The following is an 18,375-nucleotide window of genomic DNA, read 5'->3' on the forward strand; positions in this document are numbered from 1 at the left end:
GGTCAGCGGGGCGGGGCCGGGCGGGGGTACGTACGGGACTGCTTGACGCTGCCGAACGCGAAGCTCGACTCGATCGACGCGATGCCCGGGATGGCGTGGATGCGGTGGCGGACGAGGTGCTCGTACGCCTCCAGGCTCTCGATGACGATGCGCAGCAGGTAGTCGCTGCTGCCGGCCATCAGATAGCAGTCCTGGATGTGTTCGATGAGCCCGACGTGCTCCTCGAAGACGGTGACGGCCTCCGCGGTGTGCCGCTCCAGGCGGACCCGGACGAAGACGGTGATCGGCAGCCCGAAGGCCACCTGGTCGACCATCGCGGTGTAGCCGCGGATGAGACCGGACTCCTCCAGGCGACGGACCCGCCGTAGACACGGTGACGGGGACAGCCGGACACGGTCGGCGAGGTCCTGGTTGGACAGCCGTCCGTCGGTCTGCAACTCGCGGACGATCTGCAGATCGGTGTCGTCCATGACCGCTCCCCGGCCTCTCTTCGACGTGTCCTCGACTTGCCTTCGGTCCTCTTTGGCAGATCCTGCCTCAAACATAGTTCCGAGCGGCAGAACTAGCAATCGGCTACCCCGGCGGAAGACCTAACGTTGCGGCGCAAGGGTGGGGAACGTATTTCGTGGAGGCACTTCTTGGTCGCGACGGACATCGTGGGGGCGGCACCGGCCGCGGGCGCGGCGGGCCGTGGGGCGCGCCCCCGCCTCTCCCCGCAGGCGGTGGGCATGGCGGCGCTGCTGCTGACCGTGTCCATCTGGGCGGCCTTCGCGCTCAGCGCGCGGGCGCTGAGCACGTCGACACTGCTGCCCGCGGACGCGGCGCTGCTGCGGTTCGGGGTGCCGCTGGTGGTGCTGGCGCCCGCGCTGTGGCGGCGCAGGCGCGCGCTGGCGGCGGTGCGGCCGGGCCCGGCGGCGAAGATCGTGTGCGGGGCGGGGGTGCCGTTCTTCCTCGCCGCCATGTACGGCGGCTCGCTGACGTCGGCGGCGTTCGTAGGGGCGATCGTGCCGGGCATGGTGCCGCTGTTCGTGTCCGCGCTGATGGTGGCGCGGGGGCGGGGTGTGCCGCGCGGCACTCAGGCGGCCGGGCTCGTACTGATCGCCGTGGGTGTCCTCGCCCTGGTGTGGCGGTACGTGGTGCCGTTCGACGGCGACGTGCTGCTGGGCTCCGGGACGCTGCTGGTGGCCAGCGGGCTGTGGGCGCTGTACACGGTGGGGCTGCGCGAGGTGGACCTCGACCCGGTGGGGTCGATCGGGCTGCTGTGTGTGCCGTCGTTCGCCGTGATCGCGCTGCTGGCCTCGGTGGGTGTCCTGCCGAGCGGCCTGGGCGACGCGGCGGTGGCCGACATCGCGCTGTTCCTGGTCGTCCAGGGCCTGGGCGTGGGCCTGTGCGCGGGGCTGCTGTACGCGTTCGCGATACGGCGGCTCGGCGCCGAGCGCAGCTCCGTGGTCGGCAGCCTGAGCCCCGTGGCGGTGGTGCTGCTGGCGATCCCGCTGCTCGACGAGCACCCGACGGTGGCGGTGCTGGCGGGCGTACCCCTCATCACGGCGGGCGTGGTCCTGGCGAACCGCCGCTCCCGTGTCTCACGTAACGCGAAGGATTCCCTCGATGCTTGAGCTGCTGCCTCCCCCGCCGGTCGACCCGCTGTGGGACCTGACCGCCGAATTCGGCGCCGACCCGCGGCCCGAGCGGCTGAACCTGGTGCTGGGCGTATACCGCGACCACACGGGCGTGACGCCGGTGATGCGGGCCGTGCGGGACGCCGAGATACGCCTGGCGGAGCGTTCCGCCTCCAAGGAGTACCGGGGCCTGTCGGGCAACACGACCTTCAACCGGGCGATGCTCGGCATGGTCCTGGGCACGGAGGACCTGGTCCGGCGGGCGACCGCCGTCCAGACCGTGGCCGGCACCGGCGCGCTGCGGCTGCTGGCCGACCTCGTACGGCAGACCCGTCCCGGTACGACCGTCTGGATCAGCGACCCCGCGTACGTCAACCACCGGCCGATCCTGGAGGCGGCCGGGCTGGCCGTGCGCACCTACCGGTGGACCGACCGGCAGGGCCTGCTGGACGACCTGCGGCAGGTGCGGCGCGACGACGTCGTCCTGGTGCAGGGCTGCTGCCACAACCCGACCGGCGTGGACCCGACGCGCGAGACATGGGAGGCGCTGGCCGGGCTGGCCGCCCGCACGGGGTGGGTGCCGTTCGTGGACCTGGCGTACCACGGCCTCGGCGACGGCCTGGAGGCCGACCTGTGGGCGACACGGATGCTGGCGGAACGGCTGCCGGAGGTGCTGGTCGCGGTGAGCTGCTCGAAGAACTTCGGGCTGTACGCCGACCGGACGGGCTGCGCGATGGTCCTGGGCGGCACCGGTTCCCCCCTGGCCCATGTGGAGACCGCTCTCCAGAACGCGGCCCGCACGCTGTACTCGATGCCACCCGAGCACGGCGCGGCGATCGTGGCCACGATCCTGGAGGACGAGGCGCTGCGGGGTGCGTGGCGCGCGGAGCTGGACCTGATGCGCGCCCGCATCACCGCGAACCGCACCGCCCTGGTGGCCCGCCTGGAGTCCCTGGGCTGCGGCGCCTGGGCGGAGCCCCTCTCCCACCAGAAGGGCATGTTCGCGGGCCTGCCCCTGTCCCCCGGCCAGATGCGGGCCCTCCGCCGTGACCACGCCGTCTACGGCACGACGGCCGGCCGCATCAACATCGCGGGCCTCCCCACCGACCGCACGGACCACCTGGCCGGGGCCATCGCCGCGGTCCTGACCCCGGTAGCGGTCTGACCCACCGGGTGCCGGCCCTGCCGCGCCCACATTCCGCAGCGCCCCCGGCCGGCCCGCCGCACCGATCCCGTCGCGGGAGACCGTGGGCCGGCCGGTCCGTTCGCGAGGTACCGGGTACGAGCGAGCGATGTACTGGTCACAGCGCTTGCGTGAGCGAGCGATGGCGCGCGGGCTCGCGAGGCGAGAGCCGGCCGGCTCCCGCCCCCGCCCCCGCCCTTCAGCGCAGCCGGAACACCGGGCCCCGAGGCGTGAACGGGAGCGAGGCGCCGTCCGGGATCAGGTAGGCGTGGTCGCGACGTACGCGCAGGACGTCGCAGTGGCCGTCGGTGATGATCAGCACGGGGGCCGACGGGGGGAAGCCGTCGGCGCGGTGGAGGAGGTCGAGTCCCGGCTGGAGGACCGTGCCGCCGCGGCCGTGGACGCGGATGCGGCCCGCGATCTCCGTGGGCAGCAGGTAGCCCACGTCGTACGGGGCGGCGTCGCAGAACACGACACGGGCCGCCGGCACGTCGCGGGCCTCGGCGTACGAGGCGATGGCGCCGAGCGCCTTGCCGAGGAGGCGGGCGTTCATGGAGCCCGAGGTGTCCAGGACGACGCCGAAGGTGCAGCGGGCGACCTCCTCGGGCGGGAAGTAGCGGCCGGCGCGGGGGATGTCGGGGGTGGACGCCTGGCGGCGGGCGGGCCGGGCGAAGCTGCGCACCGGTTCGGCCCGTGGCACGAACTCGTCGAACCAGCGGGCGAGTCGGGCGTCCCAAGGCACCGGCGGGTGGCTCAGCGCCCGGATCTCCTGGATCAGCCCGGCCGGCAGCAGCCCTCGCTCGCCGCTCATGTGCAGATCGAAGCCCTGGACGAGGCCGCGCCGGTAGAACTCGTCGAGGTCGACGTAGTCGCCGGGGCGGCCGGGAAGCGGTTCGCCGAGGATGTCGCCGGCACCCTTGCCGCGCAGGGTGGGGAGGCGCCGCATCCGGCGGGCGTCGCGGACGATCCGGTCGTACACCTCCTCCGCCGACAGGCCCTTCAGCTCGGGGTCGAACAGCAGCCCTTCGGGCATGCTGCCGACGCCCATCTCGACGAGCCAGCCGTTGATGACGTAGTCGGCGGCGACGTTGAAGAGGTACGGGTCGCGGGGGCCGCGCCGGTCGCCGTGGCGGAGCGCGGCGTGCAGCATCTCGTGGGCGAGGATGAACCGCCATTCCGCGTCGTCGTACCGGCACAGCGGGTTGACGTAGATCTCGCCGAGCGTCGCGTCCACGGCCGCGACGGAGATGTTGTGCGCGCGGGCCAGCTCGGCGTCGGCGACGAGCTTGATACCGGCCGCGATACCACCGAGCAGCGGGTAGGACGAGATGAACCAGCTCAGGGCCCGCTCCCAGGGCCGCCGGGGCACCAACTGGTCGGTCAGCTTGTCGCGCCGCCCGCCCGCCACGTCCATGGCGGCGGACATCGTGCGGGTCAGGGCGTGGGCGAAGGCCAGCTGCCAGTCCGGCGGGGTCGTCCACTCCCGCCAGGGCACGAGGACCTGGTCGGGGGCGTCCGCCCCGGTGCCGAGGTGTTCGTACGCGGCGGGGATGCCGCTCCGGCGCCAGCGGGTGGCCAGTTGCTCCTCGTCGCCGTCGGGATACGACTGCGGGAAGTCGACGGGGGCGCGGCCGACGTGCAGGGTGAGCATGAAGCGGTTGACGACGGCGCAGCGGGCGGCCCGTTCGAACCGGTCGGGCTGCGGGCGTCGGGCGTCCTTGTGGGCGGGGACGTGACCGAAGCCGAGGTGCAGCAGGCAGTGGGCGAGCGCCCAGGCCCAGTCGGCCGGGTCGGCGCGGCGGTCGGGATGGACGTGGATGCCGCCGTTGGAGTCGACGGCGGTGAGCCCGTGGCGGGGGCTCAGCGAGCAGTCGCGGTTACGGCAGATGTCGGCGTCGAGCGCGGCCAGGGCCGGGTTGCGCCTGACGAGGGCGAGTCCGGCGAGGAACGCCTCGGCGGCCGGGTCGCTGCGCTGGGCTTTGGTGGGCCGCGTGGTACGGCTCACCGGCGCGCCTCCACCAGGCGCGGCATGTCCCGCGCCGCCTCGACCAGGAACCAGGCGGGCAGCACGGGCTGTCCGTCCTCGTCGTCGCGGATGACCGTCTGGGCCACCTCGACGGAGATCTCGGCGAGCTGCACGAGCAGCGACTTGGCGCGGTAGGCGGTCTGCCGCAGCGCGGCCGGGATCTGGTCCTTGGTCGCGGGAAGGTCCTTGATGAGCCTGCCCCGGAACGCTTCGGCGAGGTAGTACAGCAGGTCGCGGTCCTCGACGCGGTTCGGCCAGGACGCGTCGCCCTTGATGATGGCCTCGATGCCGTAGGCGTGCCGCACGATCTTGGCGTATCCGCAGAAGGAGACGGCGTGCGCGGGGGTGAGCGTGCCATGCGCCACGATCTTGAGGGTCTCCTCGTCGAGCGTCGGCCCGAAGGAGTGCAGCGCGTCGGACAGCATGTGCCAGGAGCGCGGCGTGGAGAACGGCTCCTCTGACTTGGGCGGCTGCGACCACAGGTGGTCGGGGCGGTCGGTGAGGTAGTCGACGACCCAGGGATGAATGCCGTTCTCGCCGGCCCACACCAGCCAGTCGACGGCCGAGGCGCGCAGATGGATGTGGGTGAGGCGGTTGACCAGCGCGGAGGCGACGGGGCGGGCGAGGGCGTTGTCGGTGGCGCGGTTGCCGGCGCCGATGACGAGGGAACCGGCGGGCAGTTCGTAGCTGCCGACGCGGCGGTCGAGGATGAGGGAGTAGAACGCCTTCTGCACGTCGGGGGTGGCGGCGTTGAGCTCGTCGAGGAAGAGACAGTACGGCTCGTCGCGGGCGATGGTCTCGGGCGGGCAGAAGACGGACTTGCCGTCGCGGATCTGCGGTACGCCGATGAGGTCTTCGGGCGCGAGCTGGGTGCCGAGCAGGCTGACGCACTCCAGCCCCAGGGATTCGGCGAAGTTCCGTACGAGGGACGACTTGCCGATGCCGGGCGCGCCCCAAAGGAAGACGGGTCGTACGGTCGCGAGGCCGAGCAGCAGCTCGGGGACGCGGGCGGGCGTGACGGTGACGGCTGCCTGCAAGCGGGAACACTCCTGAAAGCGCACGATGTCCGGAGCATCCGGACTGTTCGACGGTGTTCGCACAGTGTGGACGCGCAGGACATCACGGCGCAGCCGAATTAAGCCCATCGGCGCCCGACCGCCGGGGTCGTCGAAGGCTCCCCGGTCCTCGCCGGCGTGGGTGCGGGAATCTCCCTGCACGCCAAGGCCCCCCGGGCCGTGCTGCACCGGCTGCTGCGTGCGGCTCTGCCGGCCAAGTTCCTGGCCGTCGGGGCCGAGGCGACCTCCGCGGACCGCATTGGCCCCCTCCCGCACAACCGTCCGGTTCGCTGCACCGAGCCGGTGGGCTGCTGCCATCGGCGTCAGCGTCGGCGGCCAACGTCCCGTCGACGTCGACCTCCTCGGCGCCACTCCTTTGTGCTGATGGGGCACTACCTGGGGGCGGAGCGCCGCCGACCGGTCGCCGCGATAGATTGTGCCCTCGTGTCCACACCTGACAACGTCATGAAATTCCGCGCCCGGTACGAGCACATACACGGCTGGGGTCTCTTCCTGCTCTTCGTCGCGGCGGTGCTGTGGTTCTGGTTCGCCGTGCTGCTCTTCCTGCCGTACAGCATCGAAGGGAGTTACGGCACCTCGACCACCTGCGAATCGCGCTTCAGCGTCGAGGACTTGGATCGAGATCGTCTCATCTGTGTGGACGAGCGCAACTGGCCCGAACTCCTCGCCGTCCTCGGCAGCTCGGTGCCTGTCTCGGTGGTCGGTGCCTGCCTCTACGCCGTCGGCAAGACCAACGTCCAGATGAGCGAGCACGCCGAGAGCCTCGCCCGGCGAATCAAGGCCGATCTCAAGGACCAGGCCCAGGCCCACGTCAAGGACGAGAAGGACCCGGTCCAAGCCGTCGCTTCAGGAAGCGCGGACGGCACGAACGGCACGAACGGCACGAACGGCACGGACGGCACGGACGGCACGCCATCGCATACCGGCCTTTGAGGTCCTGGCCGATCGAAGCGGGCGGGCCCTCCAGAACACCCAAGAAACCCAGGTCACAGACACAATCACGAGCCTCTGACAGACCCGGAGCGGTTCAGTCCGGCTGGAGCGCTAAGACCGGAGCGTCGCGTCCCGCGGGCCCGGGATGGCCAGGAGGTCCAGGAGTTCCGGGCGGTGGAGGGCCGAGACCGGGGTCAGGAGGTCCGGGTGGCGCAGGAGCGCCGCCGCCCGCAGGTCCCGCTCGGTCGGGTTCAGCAGCCGCCGGCACTCCGGCGCCACACCGTGCCCGACGACCGCCGCCACCGCCGCCGACGCCAGCTCGGGCTCACCCAGCAGGCACGCGGCCCAGCTGGCCACGACCTCGTCCACCCATGTGCGCCACGGCGCCGGATCACCGTCCGCGCCGGTGATCCAGTCGAGCCGGTCCGCCCCGCCCGCCCCGGTGACGGCGACCAGCCCCGCGTCCAGCTCCGTCGGGTACCGGAGCGCCGCCGCCACGCCCACCGCCTGTCGTGCCTGGGCCTCCGCGAGGGCACGGTCGACGGCGCCGCCCCCGGCGGGGTAGGCGCTGGTCAGCCACCGTGCGGTGGCGGCGACGAGTGGGGAGAGGTCGGGGTGCACGCCTGCACGGTATGCCCGACCACCCCGATGGCGGAATGACGCATATCACTCGCATTCGGTGGTATCCGGCCGGTGCCCGGTCAGAGCTGTACCTACACGGAGGGAGCCGCACCATGGCCGATACCCGAGACATGATCATCGAACTGATGAACGATCACCAGGAAGTGGAAGAGCTGTTCGCCCGTATCGAGGAGCTGCCGGCCGGCGACGACCGGCGCAAGGCACTCGCCGACCAGATGACCATGGAACTGGTACGCCACTCGATCGCCGAGGAGGAGTATCTGTACCCGGCCGTGCGCGAACACATCCCGAACGGGGACGCGCTCGCCGACAAGGAACTGAAGGACCACAACTCCGCCGAGCGCACGATGAAGGACCTGGAGAGCTGCCGGGCCGACGACCCCCGGTTCGACACACTGATCACACAGCTGATGGCGGAGGTCCGGGAGCACGTCGCCGACGAGGAGGGGAACCTGTTCCCCCGGCTCCGCGCGTCCTGCCCGCAGGAGCGGCTGGACCGGCTCGGCAACAAGGTGCGGCAGGCCAAGAAGACGGCACCGACCCGCCCGCACCCGGCCGCCCCGGACAAGCCGCCGCTCAACAAGCTGCTCGCTCCGGGCGCGGGACTGGTCGACCGGGTGCGCGACATGATCTCGGGGCGCGGCAAGCACCGCTGACCGCCGCGCGCGGCACCCGTGGCCTCGGCCGGTCCCCGGACTCAGCCGCGGCCCACCACCAGCCACACCGACGGCAGCTCGACGGGGCTGCCGTCGGGTGCGTGCTCCGTGGTGGCGAGCGGTGCCTCGCCCGTCGCCAGGACGTCGAGCCCGGCCGCCCGGAAGTACGCGGGCACCGCGGCGTCGGTCACCCCGCCGGGCGTGATGCCGTGCTTCAGCACGGGCAGCAGCTTGACGGGCGGACCTTCGGGGCCCTGGGTCAGCGCGCCCAGGGTCTTTCCGGCCGCCTCGCCGGGCTCCACGACGAAGGCCCGGCCGCGGCGGCCGACAAGGGCGGCGATGGTGCCGGCGAGGGTGTGCCGGTCCTCGGGCGCGGTCTGGTGCAGGACGCCCCTCATGTAGACGTTGCTGTCGCCGAGCTCGGCGCTCAGGCCGGCCACGGCCCCGGTATCGACCGCGTCGAGTTCACGGAAGTGGAACCGTGACGCGTCGGGCCCCGCCTGAGTCCGGGCGTGCTCCAGCGCGGCCGCCGACACGTCGACGCCGAAGACCGGGCCGGGTATGCGGTCCGCGAGGTACCGGGTCTGCGTGCCGTTGCCGCAGCCGAGGTCCACGAGCGGCAGTTCCGGTGCCGCGAGGTGCGGGGCGAACAGCGAGAGGTGGACGGCCGCGGTGGTCGCGGGGTCGGCGTCCCAGAAGACGGCGCCCGGCTCGGGCGGCGCCTCCCGCCAGAAGCCCTCCCATGCCTCCCTGTATCGATTCGTCACGGTCATCTGCCGCCTCCCCACGCGGTACCGAAAGAACGTCAGCTTCTGGTCTTCCTCGGCAGCGGCACCTCGAACCACACGGATGTACCGTCGGCGGAGCGGCTCGCGCCCCACGCACGGGCGAGGGCGCCGACGACGCGCAGTCCGCGCCCGGCCTCGTCGTCGGGGCCCGCGGCGCGCAGCGTGGGCAGGGTGTGGCCGCCGTCCGCGACCTCGCACAGCAGGGCGTCCGTCCGCACCAGCCGTACCTCGATCGGCTGCCCCGCCCCGGCGTGCCGTACGGCGTTGGTGACGACCTCGCTGATCAGGAGCTCGACGGTGTCGGCGAGGGCGCCGAGGCCCCATTCGGACAGCCGCGCCCGGGCGAAGGCGCGGGCCCGGCGGGCGGCGAGCGGCTCCGGGTCGAGGCGCCGCCGGGCGACGTCTTCGGCGGCGATGCCGTTCAGCCGGGCCATGAGCAGCGCCACGTCGTCCCGGCGGCCGCCACGGCTGCCGAGGGCGCGGATGATGGTGTCGCAGGCGTCGTCCATGGAGGCGGCCGGGTGGGCGGCGGACTCGCAGAGCGTGGCGAGGCCGACGCCGATGTCCTGGCCGCGCATCTCGACGAGGCCGTCGGTGCACATGACGAGCCGGTCGCCGGGGGCCACGGGTACGCGGACGCTCTCGAAGGGGACGCCGCCGACGCCTATGGGAGCGCCGGACGGCAGGTCGAGGAGTTCGCTGCGGCCGTCGCGGGCACGGACGAGCACGGGCGGTACGTGCCCGGCGTTGGCGAGGGCCAGTTCGCCGCCGACCGGGTCGTACACGGCGTACAGACAGGTCGCGAGGTAGTGCTCGCCGAGCCGCTGGGCCAGGTCGTCGAGGTTCCGCAGGAGCTGCGCGGGCGGCACGTCCAGCGCGGCCATGGTCTGTACGGCGGTCCGCAGCTGGCCCATCATGGCGGCCGAGTTGATGCCGTGGCCCATGACGTCGCCGACGACGAGGGCGGTGCGGGAGCCAGGCAGTTTGATGGTGTCGAACCAGTCGCCGCCGACCCGGCCGAGGAGGGTGCCGGGCAGGTAGCGGGTGGCGGTGTCGCAGCCGGGCAGGCGGGCGGGGACCTGCGGGAGCATCGAGTCCTGGAGGGTCTCGGCGACGTTCTCCTGGTACGTGTACATGCGGGCGTTGTCGAGGACGAGCCCGGCGCGTGCGGCGAGTTCGGCGCCGGTGACGCGGTCCATGTCGTCGAACGGCGCCCGGGCCGGATGACGCAGCAGGATCATGAACCCGAGGACGACGTTCCGCGCCTTGAGCGGGACGACCAGCATGGAGCGGCCGTTGATGAGGGGCCGGATGTCCCGCTTCTCGAACTGGGCGGCGATGGCGGTGCCCGCCTGCTCGCTGATCCGGGGCACGAGGACGGGCTCGCCACTCGTCATGCACTGGAAGAACGGCGTGTGCACGGGGAACGGCATGGCCTCGCCGACCGGGATCACGTCGTCCCAGCGGCCGGGTGCGTCGACGTGCTCGACGGCGACGCGGTGCCACAGCGTGGTGGCGTCGGGCGGGCCGTCCGGGAAGCCCTCCCCGGCGACGACCTGTTCGCGGAGGTAGGTGCCGGCCACGTCCGTGAAACGGGGGACGACGGCGGCGCTGACCTCCTGGATCGTACGGGCGAGGTCGAGGGACGAGCCGATGCGTCCGCTGACCTCGTTGAGGAACTCCAGCCGCTCGCGCACCGCGGCGTACTCGAGGTCCTGCGCCTCCTCGTGCCGCGCCGGTGCCTGCGCGGCCGTCGCGGCCGGTCCGGCGGTGTGCGGGCGGGCCCCGCGATCGGCGCGGCGGCGCCGCGGCACGCCCCAGTCGGGCGTGACGGGGATGCGGGCGCGGCGGCTGAACTCGAGTACGGGATAGCCGAGTTCCAGGATCTGCGTGACGATCCGGGTGGCCTCGTGGACGCTCATGCTGGGGAGGATCTCGGGAAGCCGCCGCGCCAGGTCGTCGGCGCCCTCGAACTCGGTGTGGAGGGCGAAGCCGGGCGCGACCCGCTCGGGGTCGCGGCGGTCGGCGGCGGTGTCACCTTGGTAGCGGGCCGCGTCGGCGGCCAGGACGAGGAGCCGTTGCGGGCCGGGACCGGCCAGCGGATAGGCCCACCACAGGACGTCGGTCCGCTCCTGGCCCGGTCCGGTGAGGCGGGCGCGGCCGGCCGAGGGGTACGGCTCCGGCGGGGTGCCGTCCGGTTCGGGACAGTCGGGGCCGGGCCCGGCCTCGGCCTCGTACGCGCCGTCGTCGCGGAGCGCGCCCGAGATGGGCAGGAGGTCGACGGCGGACCGGCCCACGGCCTCCTCGCGCCCGGGGCCGAAGAGTCTCCTGGCGCCGGTCGACCAGTGCGAGACCCGTCCCTCGCGGTCGACGACGACCACGGCGAGTGGGATGCGGCCCTCCTCGGGGAACCGCTCCGGCACCGCCTGAGGCGCGCCACTGTCCATGGCCGGCTGCTCCTTCCCCGCCGCGACGATCTGCGGCTCCGTCACCACGGTACGGGCGTACGCCGGTTGTGCGCCGGGCATCGGCCGAATACTTCGTGCGGTTTTACGGAACTGATCGCTGATCAGTCACCGTGGCCGAGTCGGACATCGCGTTCGGTACGGTTGCCGCCCGCCACCTGCAGGGCGGTGGCGACCGGCGGGTAGCCGGAGGCGATGACCGTGTAGGCGCCGGACGAGAGGTCGATGAAGCGGAAGATGCCGTCGGGGCCGGTGGTGAGGGTGTCGACGACGTTGCCCGCCGCGTCGAGGAGAGTCACGCGCGCCTCTTCGACAGGACGGCCACCGGGGGCGCGGACGGTGCCGCGCAGGACGACGCCGCCCGCGAGCTCGATGTTCTGTCGGGTCTCGCGGGCGGTGTGCACGCTCACCGGCAGGGCGGTGGGGCGCAGGCCCGGCGCGCCGGCCGCCAGGGTGTACTCGCCGGCGACCAGACCCGTGAGGAGGTAGCCGCCGTCGCCGCCCGTGCGGGTGGTGGCGACGACGTCGCCGCGTACGTCGGTGAGGGTGACGGTGGCGTCGTACACGGGTGTTCCGTCGGCGGAGGCGACGGTGCCGGAGAGCCGGCCGGCGCCGCCGAGGACGATGTCGTGTTCGTCGGGGCGGTCGGGGCGGTCGGGGCGGTCGGGGCGGTCGGGGCGGTCGCCGACGGTGAGGGTGACGGCCTGCGGCTGGTGCCCGGCGGCGGACGCGATCATCACGTATGTGCCGGGGGCGGGGGTGCTGAGCGCGTACCGTCCGTCGGTGCCGCTCGCGCCGCGGCCGGTCTGGCGGCCGTGCCCGTCGATGAGGGTGAGGGCGGCGCCGGCCACGCCGGAGCCGTCGTGGCGGCGGACGGTGCCGCAGAGGGGCGCCCCTGGCCCGGCGGGCACGGAGGCGGGCCCGTACGCGGCCTCGGGCGGCGGGGGCGGCGGGGTCGGTGAGCCGGGCGTGTCCGGTGCCGGCGGGTTGACGGCCGCGGGGACGGGGGCGACCAGCGTGGGGGCGGGGACGGAGCCGGGGGGCGGTACGGGCTCCGGGCTGCGCGCCGCGGGGACGGAGCCGGCGGCGGGGTGCGGTTCGGCACCGGGGTCGAGGTCGGACACCAGCGGTTTCTCCTTGAGGAAGAAAGCGACCAGCAGACCCAGGGCGAGCACCGGCACCAGGTGGAGCAGGATCCGGGGCGCGGTGTCGGCGTACACCTGGACGTGTCCGTCCCGCAGGGCGGGGGGCAGGGCGTGCGGCTCCGCGAAGCGGGTGCCGAGGAGGGTGACGCCCGCGCAGGCGCCGATCTGCCGGAAGAGGGTGTGGGCGCCGGTGGCGGCGCCGAGGTCGGCGGCGGGTGCGGCGTTCTGCACGGCGAGCACGAGGACGGGCAGGACGAGGCCGATACCGGTGCCGAGGACGGTCTGCCACACGCTGTGGTCGAGGCGCGGTGTGCCGACGTCGAGCTGGGAGAGCGGCCACCTGCCGACGGCGGCGGCGACGGCGACGGCAACGGCAACGGCAACACCGACGACGGCGTACACGCCGTAGTGGCCGGTGCGGCTGACGAGGTGTCCGGAGAGGAGCGAGGCGGCGGTGAGCGAGCCGAGGAGCGGCAGGATCAGAAGCCCCGTGCGGAGGACGCCGGCCGTGCCGTACTGCTGCTGGAGGAGGGCCGGGAGGCAGACGGCGACACCGAGGAGGGCGACGCCGACGACGGCGCCGACGAGGCCGGAGACGAGGAACACCGGGTCGCGGAAGAACCGCAGGGGGATGACGGGCTCGGGTGCCCAGTAGGCGACGACGAGGTACAGCAGGGCGCAGCCCGTGGCCGCACAGGCGAGGCCGAGGGTGACGCGGGAGGTCCAGGCGTGCTGGGTGCCGCCCCAGGTGACGAGGAGGATGAGGCAGGTGGTCGCGGTGGTGAGGAGCAGCGCGCCGAGCACATCGGGGCGGGCCCTGCGCGGTCCGGCGGCGGAGCCGCGGCCGCGTGCCGGTGCGGCGGGGGGCTTGAGGGCGGCGCCGACGACGGCGAGGGCGACCAGACCGCCCGGCACGGCGAGGTGGAACGTCCAGCGCCAGGAGGCGAGTTCGGTGACGTACCCGCCGAGCAGCGGGCCGGCGACGGTGGCGACCGCGAAGGCCGCGCCGAGCAGTCCGAGGTGGCGGCCTCGGCGCCGGGCCGGGACGAGGTCCGCCGCGATGACCTGGACCCCGGTCAGGACGCCTCCGGCGCCGAGGCCCTGGACGGCGCGGAAGGCGACCAGCTCGTCGAGGGTGCGGGCCCAGCCGGCCAGCGCTGAGCCGGCGACGAAGAGCACGAGGGCGAACTGGAACATGCTCTTGCGGCCGTAGAGGTCGCCCAGCTTGCCGTGCAGGGGCAGGGACGCGGTCGCGGTGAGCAGATAGGCGGTGACGGCCCAGGAGGCGCGGTCCGCGCCGCCGGGCAGGTCGGCGGCGATGGCCGGGAGCACGGTGGCGACGCCGAGCTGCTGGAGCGCGGCGAGGAGCACGGCGACGACGAGCCCGGGCAGGACGAGCCCCGCGCGGCGCGGGGCCGGGCAGGGCGCGGCTCCGGTGGGTTCGGGGCGGGGCGGGGATCCTCCGCCGGGGGACGGCGGTGCGGTGCCGTCCGGTGCCGCCCGTACGGGCTGTTCGTCCTTCGCCAGCGTCGTCCCACCCACGAAACCCGCTCCCCTCGTCTCGCCGCGCTCGCGTGCGCGGCGCCATTGTCGGCATCACGCGCGGACCGTGATCAAGTTGGGTATCGCAGGGCGAGGGAGTGGGCAGAGGGGCACAGAGGGGGCGCTGCCACGGCATTCCCGGGCCCCCGGCGTCTCACGCACGCCAGGGGGCCCGGGGAAATCCACTCGAACCGGTGACGGGCCGGGCAACCCTTGAGTGCTACTTCTCCACTTCGGCAGCCAGGTTGGCGAGCACCGCGTCGTAGATCCGGGCGAGGCCCTTGGGGGCGAAGGCGCGCTCGAAGAAGCCGCCGATGCCGCCCGCGCCGTTCCAGACGGTGGTGACGACGGCCTTGGAGCGGCCCTCGCCGGCGGGGGTCACGGTCCAGGTGGTGACCATGGAGGAGTTGCGGTCCTTCTCGACGAGCTGCCCGTCGCTGGGCTCGGTGACCTCGAGCAGGCAGTCGCGGATGCGCTTGCTCGTGGCCTGGAGCTTCCAGTGGACGAGGGTGCCCTCGCCGTCGCCGCCCTGACGCACCTCGTAGGCGCTGAAGTGCTCGGGCAGGAGCTTCGCGCGGGTGTCCTTGTAGTCGGCGAGCGCGTCGAACACCGTCTCCGCGTCCGCCGCGATGACCCGCTCCGTCGTGGCCTCGACCTGCGCCATCGCCTTGTCCTCCAGCAGTCGTTCGTCAAAGGGGGCACCAGCCAACCACCTGCGGCGGTCGGGCCCAAATCCGGGCCGAGGCGATCATGGGAACAATTGTTCTATTCTAAGTTCGAGTACGCCCGTACGACCGAGGAGGCCGCCATGCGCTGGGACAACCTGGGGGACCGCCCCGACGGTGCCGCCGACCCGGCCACGGGCACGACCGCGGCGCTGTTCGGGACGGACGCGGTGACCACCCGGACGTTCGACACGCCCGAGTTCCGGGGCATCACCTTCCACGAGGTCCGGGCCCGCACGATCCTCAACCGGGTGCCCGGCGCGTCCCGCATGCCGTTCGAGTGGACGGTCAACCCGTACCGCGGCTGCACCCACGCCTGCGTGTACTTCACCGCCTGACCCTATTGAGCCCGGGAGGGCCGATGCTCAGCACTCCGAACGCGGACAAGGCCTGGAAAGGCATGACGAGGTCATTCCCGACCCCGGAGGCGCCAGGCCAGTATGCCGCCCCCAGCAAGGCGGAGAGGACGGCTTACGCCGTGCTGCTGCATGGACCGGCCGCGCGCTCAGGCGCCGCCGACGCGAGTCAGTGGCTGCTGCGCGACCGCGCAGCGAAGCGCCTATAACCGACGCACCAGCAGCAGCCACACTTCAGGAACACGTCAGTCGCCCAGGACGCCTCTGCATGCGATGCGCTGGCCGAATGAAGCCTGTGATCCGGCCGTCGTCGGACCGCCCAACGAGCCGAACGCTACGTCGCCCATCGTCTCCGAGGTAGAGCCGGGTGATCGTCACAGCGCTGGCGACCTCGGTGTGTCTACGCAGGCGGCCTTGGTGCGCCGCCGGGAGGACGGGCAGGCATGGGCAGGGCCACCCGCCCGAGCGCGACGGACAGCATGGTCTTGCCGACCCCGGGAGGTGAGCTCATGTTGGGAAGACAATGCTTATGAGCCGGGCTGAGTCCCCGTACATGCAGGCATTTCAGCATTCGAATGCCCAGTCCTGCTGCGGGTCGGCGTCGACCGCGGCAACATGGGCGGGTAGGAAGGCGTGGACGAGCTGGTTGTCGAAGGGCTCGATGGCCAGCAGGTCGGCGAGGGTGAGGTGGTCGCCGAGCTGGACGGGCCGCAGGGCGGTCTCGTTGATCAGGACGGCGTCGGCCCCAGCCCGGTGTGGAGCCGGGCGGTGATCTCGGCGAGGAGGTGCCCGCGGTCGAGTTCGGCGTTCCGGTAGGGCTCGTTGACGGTGCCGAGGAGCGCGGTGAGCATCCGCCCGGTAAAGCCGATCTCCTGGTGCAGGGCGGCGAGATCGTCCGGGACGTGGTCGGTCTGGGGGAAGTGGGTGGTGCGGGCGGCGGCCCAACCACCGGGGACGGCCTCGGCGAGCGCGTATCCGGCGCCGAGCTCGGTGCCTTTGAGGACGAGTGTGTCGCCGACGTTGATGGGCTCGTACGTGTCGCTGTGGCAGTGCCCGGCGAAGATGACGTCCGTGAACGGGCTCGCGGCGGCCAGTTTCAGGTCCTCGGTGAACCCGGAGTGCGACAGCACGATCCAGGCATCGACGTGGTGGTGGTGCTCCAGCATCAGCTGCCGCAGGGCGGCGGCGGGCTCGGTGACCTGGTGTCCGGTCCGCTGGTGGGCGGGGATGGCGTTGAACGCCTGCGGGCCCAGGACGGCGGTGACGGCAACCCGTCGGCCCCGGATGCGCACGATGCGCATCCGGTTGAACAGCGGCTTGCCGTCGGCTTCGGCGACCGCGTTCGCGCAAACGGTCATCGGGTGCAGGTCCGTCTCGAAGTAGTGGGGCCAGCCGTGGTTGCCGGGCGCCAGCACGTCGTACAGGCTCGTCAGCGTCTCGCGCTCGAGCTGTCCTTTGCCCAGGTGGTAGCCGGTGCCCTCAAAGAAGTCAGGCGGGCACGGGCGGTCCGCGTGCACCTTGCTGATCTCGACGGTCGCGGCGGTGAGCCGCCGAAGCGCCGCGGTATTGGCAATCCCCCTCGGCCGCCGCGAGCGCGCGGGCCTCCTGCTTGAGGGCGTTGCTACCAAAAGCACGCGGGTTCTCGGAATCCCGGAACCGAAGAACGTCGAACCCGGACGCCGGTTCCCTGTGTCCGGGGGCGGTCGTACGAGTTCAGCCTGCATGCCTGGGGCCGCCAGAGGGGGCACCCGTGCTCAGCCGGGACGTGTTGCGGCCCCTCCGGTGTCAGCTGGCGTGGCTGTTCACTTCGAAGCGTTGGAACAGGGCCGGCAGGAACTGCTGTAGGAGGGTCCTGGCGTCTTCCGCATGCCTGAGTTCGTCGTGGCCGAACCGGAAGACCTCGTAGCCTCTGAGCTTGAGGTCACGGTCGCCGGCCACTAGCTCCGCGTACTTGTGGCTGTCGGGTACCTGGCCGTCGTCTCGGGTGTAGTGCTGGGATCCGTCGACCTCAAGAACGACCCGCTGGCCGTGGGGCAGCAAGAGCAGGAAGTCCATGCGGGAGCGCAAGAGCGCTTCAGGGCCCCGCTCGCGGACTGTCTTGTGGTCCCAGTGAAGCCACACCTCGGGTAGGAGTGCCGGGAGGTCATAGACGGCGGGACCGAGGATGTGGTGATAGAGCTCGAAGAGGTTGCGCTGCCCGGGGGAGTTGCCGGGCAGGCTGCGGCGGAGCCGGTGGTAGAGGGTCTTCTTGGCTTCGGCTTCGTCGGCGATCTCTTGGGTGTCCTGCCACCAGGTTTGAAGGTCTCGCCAGCGGATGCCGTCGCCTGTGATCTCGCGGTCGTAGACGAGGACGTTGCCGGGGTCGCCGACGATCTCAATGTCGTTGTCCACTGCGGAGAGGAAGCGGATGTCCGGCTTGGTGAGCGAGGCGAAGATGACGTTCTTCGGCCGGCGGTTGTCGGCGAGCCGGGTGGAGACCATGGTGAAGCGCGGGTAGCCTCCGTCGGTCCCGGTCTCACGCAGCTCGATTCCCGCGCTGCGGATCTGCTCGTTGATCTGGGCCACGAGGTGACGCTGGGCGGGCTCATCGAGGAGCACGTCGGCAGAGGCGGCCGTTTCGAGGAAGCGGGCGAACCGCGCGTCGCCGGCCTCGAAGGCCCCCAGGTGTTCGAAGAGGTCCTCTGCCGACCAGTCCTCCGGGTTACGGAAGACGTGTTGCTCGATGTGCTCTCTCAGCCCCGGCAGGCGATTGGCGCTGGGAAGTAGCAGGTCAGCGAGGGATTCTTCGCGGTCGAGTACCCAGAAACGCTCCAGCAGCGCCATGAACCGGGCTTCGTGGCGTGCCAGGTCCGCAAGGTCCAGGGCCCGGGCGAGTTCACGCCGGACCCTCTTGGGTATCTCCGGAGGTGAAGACTCCGCCCAGAGCAGATCCTGTATCCCGTTGCGGGTCGCGGCGGTGAGGTTTCCTCGGGCCAGGATGCGCTGCGCGACTTGGGGGAGGTCGTTGTCGGAAACCTGGGCGTAGCTGCGCTCGATCCGTACGCGCAGCGATCCCTCTTCCTTGGGGACCTCCGGCATGGCCAGCTCCGCGAACGCTGCGTTGAGTGTGGCGTGCGTGTTTCCACTGAGGTGGCGCGAGACAACGCCGTCCAGCAGCTGCCGAAGTCCCGAGCGCTCCCTGCTGTTGGCCATCCACCGATGATCCCAGAGCTCCGCCGG

At 72.3% G+C, this 18,375-nt stretch carries 13 protein-coding genes and 2 pseudogenes; 5 read left to right on the top strand and 10 right to left on the bottom strand.

All coding sequences use genetic code 11. The features are described from left to right. Positions 1 to 2: 2 nt before the first annotated feature. Entirely contained in the window at positions 3 to 470 is a 468-nt protein-coding gene (locus tag FVS66_RS08865; RefSeq protein ID WP_149180468.1) for an Lrp/AsnC family transcriptional regulator, read from the bottom strand. 168 nt (positions 471 to 638) lie between these two features. Between FVS66_RS08865 and FVS66_RS08870 the strand changes: the two genes are divergently transcribed. Next, positions 639 to 1,616: a DMT family transporter gene (locus FVS66_RS08870; protein ID WP_262386884.1), complete on the top strand. Its 978-nt coding sequence runs from the start codon at positions 639 to 641 to the stop codon at positions 1,614 to 1,616. Beyond that, positions 1,609 to 2,784 carry an aromatic amino acid transaminase gene (locus tag FVS66_RS08875; protein WP_149180469.1) on the top strand — a complete coding sequence of 392 codons (1,176 nt, stop codon included), beginning with the start codon at positions 1,609 to 1,611 and terminating at the stop codon, positions 2,782 to 2,784. The genes FVS66_RS08870 and FVS66_RS08875 overlap by 8 nt, the downstream gene beginning before the upstream one ends. A 217-nt stretch (positions 2,785 to 3,001) precedes the next feature. Here the strand turns inward: FVS66_RS08875 and FVS66_RS08880 are convergent, their stop codons facing one another. Continuing rightward, positions 3,002 to 4,807 carry a DUF2201 family putative metallopeptidase gene (locus FVS66_RS08880; protein WP_149180470.1) on the bottom strand — a complete coding sequence of 602 codons (1,806 nt, stop codon included), beginning with the start codon at positions 4,805 to 4,807 and terminating at the stop codon, positions 3,002 to 3,004. After that, a complete protein-coding gene (locus FVS66_RS08885; protein WP_149180471.1) occupies positions 4,804 to 5,865 on the bottom strand; it encodes a MoxR family ATPase in 1,062 nt (353 codons plus the stop codon). The genes FVS66_RS08880 and FVS66_RS08885 overlap by 4 nt, the downstream gene beginning before the upstream one ends. Before the next feature lie 462 nt (positions 5,866 to 6,327). Here FVS66_RS08885 and FVS66_RS08890 point away from each other — a divergent pair, with 462 nt between their 5' ends. Further along, positions 6,328 to 6,837: a hypothetical protein gene (locus FVS66_RS08890; protein WP_149180472.1), complete on the top strand. Its 510-nt coding sequence runs from the start codon at positions 6,328 to 6,330 to the stop codon at positions 6,835 to 6,837. Between the two features lie 111 nt (positions 6,838 to 6,948). On the opposite strand, the gene FVS66_RS08895 is transcribed toward FVS66_RS08890, so the two are convergent. After that, on the bottom strand, positions 6,949 to 7,458 hold the full coding sequence (locus FVS66_RS08895) for a hypothetical protein (protein WP_149180473.1): 510 nt from the start codon (positions 7,456 to 7,458) through the stop codon (positions 6,949 to 6,951). Positions 7,459 to 7,571: 113 nt separating this feature from the next. Here FVS66_RS08895 and FVS66_RS08900 point away from each other — a divergent pair, with 113 nt between their 5' ends. Continuing rightward, positions 7,572 to 8,135 (top strand): hemerythrin domain-containing protein, encoded by a 564-nt coding sequence (locus FVS66_RS08900; RefSeq protein ID WP_149180474.1) that lies wholly within the window; start codon positions 7,572 to 7,574, stop codon positions 8,133 to 8,135. 41 nt (positions 8,136 to 8,176) lie between these two features. Here the strand turns inward: FVS66_RS08900 and FVS66_RS08905 are convergent, their stop codons facing one another. The 4 genes from FVS66_RS08905 to FVS66_RS08920 all read right to left on the bottom strand — a co-directional run bounded on the left by FVS66_RS08905 (position 8,177) and on the right by FVS66_RS08920 (position 14,739). Continuing rightward, entirely contained in the window at positions 8,177 to 8,908 is a 732-nt protein-coding gene (locus tag FVS66_RS08905) for a class I SAM-dependent methyltransferase (protein WP_149180475.1), read from the bottom strand. Positions 8,909 to 8,940: 32 nt separating this feature from the next. After that, positions 8,941 to 11,370 carry a SpoIIE family protein phosphatase gene (locus FVS66_RS08910; RefSeq protein WP_149180504.1) on the bottom strand — a complete coding sequence of 810 codons (2,430 nt, stop codon included), beginning with the start codon at positions 11,368 to 11,370 and terminating at the stop codon, positions 8,941 to 8,943. Positions 11,371 to 11,492: 122 nt separating this feature from the next. Further along, complete coding sequence (locus tag FVS66_RS08915; RefSeq protein WP_149180476.1) at positions 11,493 to 14,075, bottom strand: MFS transporter; 2,583 nt, start codon at positions 14,073 to 14,075, stop codon at positions 11,493 to 11,495. A gap of 220 nt (positions 14,076 to 14,295) precedes the next feature. Further along, entirely contained in the window at positions 14,296 to 14,739 is a 444-nt protein-coding gene (locus tag FVS66_RS08920; protein WP_149180477.1) for an SRPBCC family protein, read from the bottom strand. 144 nt (positions 14,740 to 14,883) lie between these two features. Here FVS66_RS08920 and FVS66_RS08925 point away from each other — a divergent pair. Further along, a pseudogene (locus tag FVS66_RS08925) lies at positions 14,884 to 15,126 on the top strand (radical SAM protein); the annotation flags it as partial. Positions 15,127 to 15,777: 651 nt separating this feature from the next. On the opposite strand, the pseudogene FVS66_RS08930 reads toward FVS66_RS08925, so the two are convergent. Further along, positions 15,778 to 16,682: pseudogene (locus tag FVS66_RS08930) on the bottom strand (bifunctional metallophosphatase/5'-nucleotidase); the annotation flags it as partial. Positions 16,683 to 16,941: 259 nt separating this feature from the next. After that, the gene (locus FVS66_RS08935; protein WP_149180478.1) at positions 16,942 to 18,348 is read right to left on the bottom strand and encodes a hypothetical protein; all 1,407 of its coding nucleotides are present in this window, start codon (positions 18,346 to 18,348) and stop codon (positions 16,942 to 16,944) included. Positions 18,349 to 18,375: the final 27 nt, after the last annotated feature.

It is taken from the genome of Streptomyces sp. TRM49041 (genome assembly GCF_008271805.1).
Taxonomy (GTDB): domain Bacteria; phylum Actinomycetota; class Actinomycetes; order Streptomycetales; family Streptomycetaceae; genus Streptomyces.